A 7,357-nucleotide genomic window follows, 5' to 3' on the forward strand; every position below is an offset into this window, starting at 1 on the left:
GAGCTGGTCGACGGCGTCCTGCAAACACGCCGCCAGCCGGCGCGGCGATTCGAAGAACACGCAGGTGCGCCGCTCGTCGGCCAGCGAGTCCAGCCAGGCCCGCCGCGCGGCCTTCTTGCGGGGGGCGAATCCCTCGAAGCAGAACTTCTCCGCCGGCAGGCCGGACAGGGCGAGCGCCGTCATCACCGCCGACGGGCCGGGCAGACACGTCAGCGGCAGGCCGGCGTCCACGCACGCCGCGACCAGCCGGAAGCCGGGATCGCTGACCAGCGGCATCCCGGCATCGCTGACCACCAGCACGGTCGCGCCGGCCTTGACGGCGGCGATCAGGGGCTCCACCCGGGCCGCCTCGACGCGGTCGAACAGGCTGACCACCCGGCCGGTGATCGTGACGTCCAGGGCCTTCGCCAGCGTCCGCACCCGGCGGGTGTCCTCGGCCGCCACCACGTCGGCGCGGGCGAGGGCGTCGATCAGGCGGGGCGAGGCGTCCGACGGCTGGCCCAACGGGGTCGCGCCCAGCAACAGGCGGCCGGTGGTCATGACGGACAGCCTACGATCGACACCGATGTCCGCCCCGCCCCGCGAAACCCCGGTCGCCGGCCAGGAGCGCGTCGTGCCCGTCGTCAGCCCGGGGCCGATGGTTCCGGTGGCCGATTTCGGGCCGACCGATCAGATTCGCGGCTGGGTCGTGACGGGCGTGATCGCCGTGCTGGCCGCGATCACCCGGTTCCTCAACCTGGGTTCGCCGACCGATGCCGGCACGCCCATCTTCGACGAGAAGCATTACGCGCCGCAGGCCTGGCAGGCGTTGCACAACCACGGGGTCGAGGACAACCCCGGGTTCGGCCTGGTGGTCCATCCGCCGGTCGGCAAGCAACTGATCGCGATCGGTGAGGCGGTCTTCGGCTACACCGGCGTCGGCTGGCGATTCACCGGCGCCCTGCTCGGCGTGGTGCTGGTCGTGCTGGTGATGCGGATCGTGCGGCGGATCAGCCGCTCGACGCTGGTCGGCGCCATCGCCGGCGTGCTGGTGATCTGCGACGGCGTCAGCTTCGTCACCGCCCGGACCGCCCTGCTCGACGGCATCCTCACCTTCTTCGTGGTCGCGGCGTTCGGCGCGCTGATCGTCGACCGGGACGAGGTGCGCCGGCGCATGCACGTCGCGCTGCTCGAGGGCCGCGCCGCCGAGACGCTGTGGGGCCCGCGGCTGGGGGTGCGCTGGTGGCGGTTCTCTGCGGGCGTCCTGCTCGGATTGGCGTGCGGGACAAAGTGGTCCGGTGTGTATTTCGTGCTGTTCTTCGGCGCGATGTCGTTGGCCTTCGACGTCGCGGCGCGGCGCCAGTACCAGGTGACCCGGCCGTGGGCGGGGATGTTGGGCCGGGATCTGATCCCCACCGTCTACGCGCTGGTGCTCATCCCGTTCGCCGTCTATCTGGCCAGCTACGCGCCCTGGTTTGCGTCCGAGACGGCGATCGATCGGCACGAGGTCGGTCAGTCCATCGGCCCCCGTTCGGTGGTCCCGTTCCCGGACGCCATCCGCTCGCTATGGCACTACACCGCCATGGCGTTCAAATTCCACAAGAGCCTGACGAACGCCGCCGGTAACCACCACCCGTGGGAGTCCAAGCCGTGGAGCTGGCCGATGTCGTTGCGGCCGGTGCTGTACGCGATCGACCAGCAGAACGTCTCCGGATGCGGCGGGCAGTCGTGCGTCAAGGCGGAGATGCTGGTGGGCACCCCGACCATGTGGTGGCTGGCCGTGCCGGTCCTGCTCTACGCCTGCTGGCGTACCTTCGTCCGCCGCGACTGGCGTTATGCCGTTGTGCTGACCGGGTATTGCGCCGGGTGGCTGCCCTGGTTCGCCGACATCGACCGGCAGATGTACTTCTTCTACGCGGCGACGATGGCGCCGTTCCTGGTGATGGGGATCGCCCTGATATGTGGGGACATCCTCTACCCGCCCGGCCGGACGCGCGGTCTCACCCAGGAGCGACGCACGCTGGGGCTGATCGCCGTCTGTTGTTACGTCGCGTTGGTGGTGACCAATTTCGCCTGGCTGTTCCCGGTGCTCACCGGGCTGCCGATTTCGCAGCAGACGTGGGACATGGAGATCTGGCTGCCCAGCTGGCGCTGATGGCTTTGCGTCGAGATTGCCCTGAGGGTTGCGGTTCGCGCGCTGTCCACAACCCTGGCGGCAATGTGGACGCGAGATCGGTCGTGGCGTCCATGATGAGCGCGTGGCGGGGGCCTTTATCGGAAGCGAAGCGACAGCGGGCGGTTCGCTGACGCGCGGCCAATTGCGTTGGCGCTACCGGCGAATCCATCGCGACGTGTACGTGCCGAAGAATGCGCCCAGGTCGCTTCACGACAATATCTGGGCGGCCTGGCTGTGGTCGGGCAGGCGGGCGATCATCGCCGGCCGGGCGGCCGCCGCGCTGCACGGGGCGAAATGGGTCGACGACTCCGCGCCCGTCGAGATCATCGGGCTTTTCCACCACCCGCCACCCGGCATCATCATCCGCCGCGAACGCATCAGCGCAGAGGATGTCGTCGACCTCGATGGGCTACCGGTCACCAGCCCGACGCGCACGGCGTTCGACCTGGGACGCCATCTGCCGCGCGGTCTCGCTGTGGCCCACCTTGACGCGTTGTCGGCCGCAACCGGCCTCACCCCGGCCGACGTGGCTCCGCTCTTCGCCCGCAACAAGGGGGTCCGGAGCGTTCGGCGATGCCGGGCAGCCCTGTCCCTGATGGACGGGGGTGCACAGTCGCCGAAGGAAAGCTGGCTGCGCCTCGTGTTGATCGACGCCGGCTTGCCGCGGCCCACCACGCAGATCAGAGTGACCGACGGTCGGCTGGTCGCCTACCTGGACATGGGGTGGGAAGAACCGATGGTGGCGCTGGAGTACGACGGCGAACAGCACCGCACCGATCGCGGCCAGTATGTGAAAGACATTCGCCGGGCCGAGATCGTGGGAAGCCTCGGCTGGACCGTGATCAGGGTCATCAACGAGGACCGCCCCAGCGTCATCGCCCGGCGGGCCCGCGAGGCGCTGGCCCGCCGTTCGTCGCCGAGATTGCCGTGAGGGTTGCGGTTCGGCCCCCAGCGACGACCATGGCGGCAATCTCAGCGCAACGGCTACAGCGGATCGCGGGCGACCGGACAGGACATGCAGCGGGGGCCGCCGCGGCCGGTGCCCAGCTCGGACCCCGCGATGGTCAGCACCTCGATGCCCGCGTCTAGCAGGCGGGCGTTGGTCTGGGCGTTGCGCTCGTAGGCGACGACGACCCCCGGCGCCAACGCCAGGGTGTTGTTGCCGTCGTCCCACTGCTCCCGCTCGGCGATCACGGGGTCCAACCCCGTGTCGATCACCCGCAGCCGGTCGATCTCCATCGCCTTGGCGGCGGCCTCCAGAAACGGCGCCTCATCGCTGATCGCCACACCGTCCGGCGTGCGCTCGATGGTGAACGCCGACAGCGTGTCGACCACATTGGCGTACATCACCACGGTGTCGGTGTCGACCATGGTGCACACCGTGTCCAGGTGCATCTGCGCACGCCGCTGCGCGATCGGCACGGCGAGCACCTTGTGGGCCAGGTCGTCGTCGAAAAGGCTGCGGGCCAACGCTTCCGCGCCCGCCGGGGTGGTGCGTTCACCGACGCCGACCGCGACCACACCGGGAGCGAGCAGCAGCACGTCGCCGCCCTCGACCGGGGCGGTGCGCGACTCGTAGGCGCGTCGTACCCCGGTGAACCGCGGGTGATGCGCGTAGATCAGATCGGTCAGCGACGCCTCGCGGACCCGGGCGCGCAGCGCCAGCGTGGGGATGACCACCCGCGGGCCGATCCATATCGACGAGTCGCGGGTGAACACCAGGTTGGGCAGCGGCTCGATGACGAAGTCCGCCCCCTGGTGCATGCGCAGCACCAGCGACACGTCGGTCCGGATGTCCGAGGGCAGTTCGTTGAACGTCATGCCGGCCATCAGCACCTGAGCCAGCCTGCCCGGGTCCAGCCCGCGCAGGTAGGACGAAAGCGCTTGCGCCAGGGGCACTCCGAGCCTCCGCGCGTCGACCGCGGCGGCGACGCCCTGCATCCGCGCCGCCCCGCTGTGGGTCAACGCCTCGGCCAGCAGGTCCGACAACAGCAGCACCTCGACGCCCCGTGACCGCAGCAGCGCGGCGAAGCGGTCGTGTTCGTCCTGCGCGCGCGCGACCCAGGGCAGCCCGTCGAAGAGCAACTGATCCATGTTGCGCGGATTGAGCCGCCGCAGCTCGCCGCCCGGTCGATGCAGGATCACGACCCGCAGCGTGCCCACCTCGGAATTGGTGCCCAGCTCAACCACGCCCACAAGGAAGACGGTAGCCGCTCGGACGGCCGGTCTCCTCTTCATCGAACGGATGTGCGATAGACTGGCCGCCGTGGAGATCGCGGTACAAGGCTCCCTGTTCGCACACACCGAGCGCAGAGAACTGGGTGACGGCGCCTTCATCGAGATCCGCGCGGGCTGGCTCACCGACGCCGACGATCTGCTCGACGGCCTGCTGTCGGGCGTGCCCTGGCGGGAGGAACGCCGCCAGATGTACGACCGGGTGGTCGACGTGCCGCGGCTGGTGAGCTTTCACGACCTAACCGTCGAGGACCCGCCGCACCCGCTGCTGGCCAGGCTGCGGCGCCGGCTCAACGACATCTACGCGGGCGAGCTCGGTGAGCCGTTCACCACCGTCGGGTTGTGCTGCTACCGCGACGGCTCGGACAGCGTCGCCTGGCACGGCGACACCATCGGGCGCAGCAGCTCCGAGGACACCATGGTGGCGATCGTCAGCCTGGGCGCCACCCGCACCTTCGCCATGCGGCGGCGCGGTGGCGGGCCGTCGTTGCGGCTGCCCCAGGCGCACGGGGACCTGCTGGTGATGGGGGGCTCGTGCCAGCGCACCTGGGAGCATGCCGTGCCCAAGACGACCACACCGGTGGGCCCGCGCATCAGCATCCAGTTCCGGCCGCGCGGCGTGCGTTAGGCCCGCCCCATTCGCTAGCCGCGGACCGACTTCACCGCGCTGACGAGCAAGTCGCGGGCGCGTTGCGTATCGACCGGCGCGACCGGCTGCCCGGGGACCACCAGCGGATTGGCGGTGACGATCACCTGGTAGTCACCGAATTGGGCCGAATAGTCGTAGAGCTCGCCCGTGCGGGCACCGCCCGGGGCCAGGGCCTGCAGGACGCGGTGCACCCCCAGCGTGCGGGCCCCGTCGATGTGCGGCGCGTCGACCACCTCGAGGCCGCCGCGCAATTGCGGTCCGGTGAACGCCACCTTGGCGCACTCCTTGCCGGGGTCGTTGAACGGCAAGGCTTTTGAGGTTTCCACGGCGATGACGACGAATCGGTTGCCCTTGCCCTCGGCGGAGACGGCGGCCATGTTGCCCTGCAGGTCGGGGGGCATCTCCGGTCCCGTCGCCGCCTTGGCGCAATTGGCCGGGTCGAACGTGAGGCCCTCCGGGAGCTTGCGGCCGGAGAGCACCTTGGGATCGATCCCCCGCTCCCCGATGTCGGTGACCTTGAACTCCGGCCCGAAGCTCGACTTCACGTCGGCGACCTTCTTGATGTCGACGTTCGCCGAGCTAGGCGCCCCCGACGAGCATCCGGCGAGCACACCCACCGCCGCGACCGTGACCGCCACTTTGAACACCGTGGCTAATCTACCGAAGGCCGGCGCGTCAGCTGCGCAACGTGGACACCGTTTTGACGAGCAGATCGGCGGCGAATTGCGGCGGTAGCGCTGGGACCACCGAACCCGGATCGGTGGTCAGCGTGGTGAACGCGTAGAAGTTGCCCAGGTATGCGATGAAGGTGTATGTGCGCGAATCAATCTCGGTGCCCGACTCGACGGACGACTTGACGTCGGCCACCATGCCGAGGGTTGGGGCGCCGTCGATGCGGGGAGCGTCGGTGAGGTGCACGCTCGCCGTGCTGCGTGCGACGGTCATGGTCCACTGGCCGCACGCGGCGACCACGTCGTCGGGCCGGACCACCGGCCCCGGCAAAGCCACCACCACAGCGTCGACGATGCCGCCGCTGCCCGAGGCGGACACGCCCTGCGCCGACTGGTCACGTCCGTTGCCGGGGTCGGCCAGCGCCCCGCATTGCGGCGGCCGCGCCTTGGTGTCCGAAGCATTGGGCCCCAGGCTCCAGATCACTTGCGGGGACGCCCCGCTGGGGATGCCCGTGGTCGCCTCGTAACCGGGCGGCAGCTCGCGAACCACCCGCTTGATGTTGGCCGGGTTGACCGCCGTCGGCGGTGGCGCCTTCGTGGGCGTCGGCGACGGGGCGGGCGCCGGTGCGTGGGTGCACGCGGCCACCAGCAACGCCAGCGCGGGAGTTGTCACCGCGCCAAACCGGAACGGCCGCATGCTCGTTCGTAGCACCGGGTGCGGCGTCAGCCGACCACCTCGATCATCTGGCGGGCGACGTGCTCGATCTGGGCGGCCACGTCGCGCCGAAAACCGTGGTCACGCCGGCGCGGTACGTCGATGACGGTGGTGATGACGCCGACGTCCTCGCGCTGCCAGATCGCGCCGTGATGGTCCATGATCGTCCGCATCGGCAGGTTATCGGAAAGCATTCGGGCCGAGAATCTTTCGACGCCGGCGACCCGGGCGGCAATGGACAGGGCGTTGATCAGAAAGGTGCCGATCCCGCGCCCCTGATAGGCGTCGGCGACGGTGAACGCGATCTCGGCGACGTTGCGGTCGCCTTCGTCGCGCACGTAGCGCGCGTCCGCCACCGGGTTCCCTGAGTCGATCACCACCCAGACGAAGTGGTCGACGTAGTCGACCTCCGAGAGGTAGTGCATCAGCGCCGGGGTGGGAAGGCGCGGTGTCATGAACCGCCGGTACAGCGTCTCGCTGGAGAATTGGATGTGCCCGTGCACGGTTCGCTCGCTGTCGCCGGGCAGCACCGGCCGCAGCATCAGGTCTGTTCCATCGCGGACACGAATGGGGATCGGCGTGATGAACGCGGCGAGACGCTGGCGCACCGTGCGCAGCAGCCGCTCCATGACCCCGGGGATGTGGACCATACGGACGAAGGCGTCGTTGTCGCCGATCCACCCGGTCAGCGGGCCGGCGGTGGTGACGGTAGCGGTCCGCGGGATGTGCCGCAGCAGGGCGATCTCCCCGATGAGCATCCCGGGAAAGGCGTGCTCCACGATGACCACGCCGTCATCGCCGACATGGGTGATCTCCACGATTCCCGAGGAGATGAGCAGGAAGGAGACCGCCTGCTCGCCCTGCTGCATCAGCACCTGGCCGGGCGCGGCGCGCAGCGGTTGCAGCGACGCGGCCAGCGGCGCCAGATCGGC

Annotated in this window: 8 protein-coding genes; 3 read left to right on the forward strand and 5 right to left on the reverse strand. The window is 69.7% G+C overall.

All coding sequences use genetic code 11. The annotated features are described in order from the left end of the window. Positions 1-540: 16S rRNA (cytidine(1402)-2'-O)-methyltransferase (locus A9X04_RS22385; RefSeq protein WP_197509306.1), on the reverse strand; the 540-nt coding region annotated here is incomplete at its 3' end. Positions 541-565: 25 nt separating this feature from the next. Between A9X04_RS22385 and A9X04_RS22390 the strand changes: the two genes are divergently transcribed. Together A9X04_RS22390 and A9X04_RS22395 are read left to right on the forward strand one after the other, a co-directional pair. Next, entirely contained in the window at positions 566-2,134 is a 1,569-nt protein-coding gene (locus A9X04_RS22390) for a dolichyl-phosphate-mannose--protein mannosyltransferase (protein ID WP_067925206.1), read from the forward strand. Positions 2,135-2,237: 103 nt separating this feature from the next. Next, a complete protein-coding gene (locus A9X04_RS22395; RefSeq protein WP_067925191.1) occupies positions 2,238-3,086 on the forward strand; it encodes a DUF559 domain-containing protein in 849 nt (282 codons plus the stop codon). Positions 3,087-3,139: 53 nt separating this feature from the next. On the opposite strand, the gene arcA is transcribed toward A9X04_RS22395, so the two are convergent. Beyond that, positions 3,140-4,393 carry an arginine deiminase gene (gene arcA, locus A9X04_RS22400; RefSeq protein WP_369828997.1) on the reverse strand — a complete coding sequence of 418 codons (1,254 nt, stop codon included), beginning with the start codon at positions 4,391-4,393 and terminating at the stop codon, positions 3,140-3,142. A gap of 28 nt (positions 4,394-4,421) precedes the next feature. Here arcA and A9X04_RS22405 point away from each other — a divergent pair, with 28 nt between their 5' ends. After that, entirely contained in the window at positions 4,422-5,018 is a 597-nt protein-coding gene (locus A9X04_RS22405) for an alpha-ketoglutarate-dependent dioxygenase AlkB (protein ID WP_197509308.1), read from the forward strand. 14 nt (positions 5,019-5,032) lie between these two features. Here the strand turns inward: A9X04_RS22405 and A9X04_RS22410 are convergent, their stop codons facing one another. The 3 genes from A9X04_RS22410 to A9X04_RS22420 form a co-directional block, all read right to left on the reverse strand. Then, positions 5,033-5,686 carry a DUF5642 family protein gene (locus A9X04_RS22410; RefSeq protein ID WP_067925200.1) on the reverse strand — a complete coding sequence of 218 codons (654 nt, stop codon included), beginning with the start codon at positions 5,684-5,686 and terminating at the stop codon, positions 5,033-5,035. A gap of 28 nt (positions 5,687-5,714) precedes the next feature. Next, positions 5,715-6,407 (reverse strand): DUF5642 family protein, encoded by a 693-nt coding sequence (locus A9X04_RS22415; RefSeq protein ID WP_067925203.1) that lies wholly within the window; start codon positions 6,405-6,407, stop codon positions 5,715-5,717. A gap of 26 nt (positions 6,408-6,433) precedes the next feature. Beyond that, on the reverse strand, positions 6,434-7,357 hold a 924-nt coding region (locus A9X04_RS22420; RefSeq protein WP_197509309.1), incomplete at its 5' end, for a GNAT family N-acetyltransferase.

The organism is Mycobacterium sp. E3247 (assembly GCF_001667785.1).
GTDB lineage: Bacteria > Actinomycetota > Actinomycetes > Mycobacteriales > Mycobacteriaceae > Mycobacterium.

What these genes read in the sequence shown, in the direction of transcription:
- A9X04_RS22415 (WP_067925203.1), bottom strand. Translation starts at nt 6,407, where the DNA reads ATGCGGCCGTTCCGGTTTGGCGCGGTGACAACTCCCGCGCTGGCGTTG.
- arcA (WP_369828997.1), bottom strand. Translation starts at nt 4,393, where the DNA reads ATGAAGAGGAGACCGGCCGTCCGAGCGGCTACCGTCTTCCTTGTGGGC.
- A9X04_RS22390 (WP_067925206.1), top strand. Translation starts at nt 566, where the DNA reads ATGTCCGCCCCGCCCCGCGAAACCCCGGTCGCCGGCCAGGAGCGCGTC.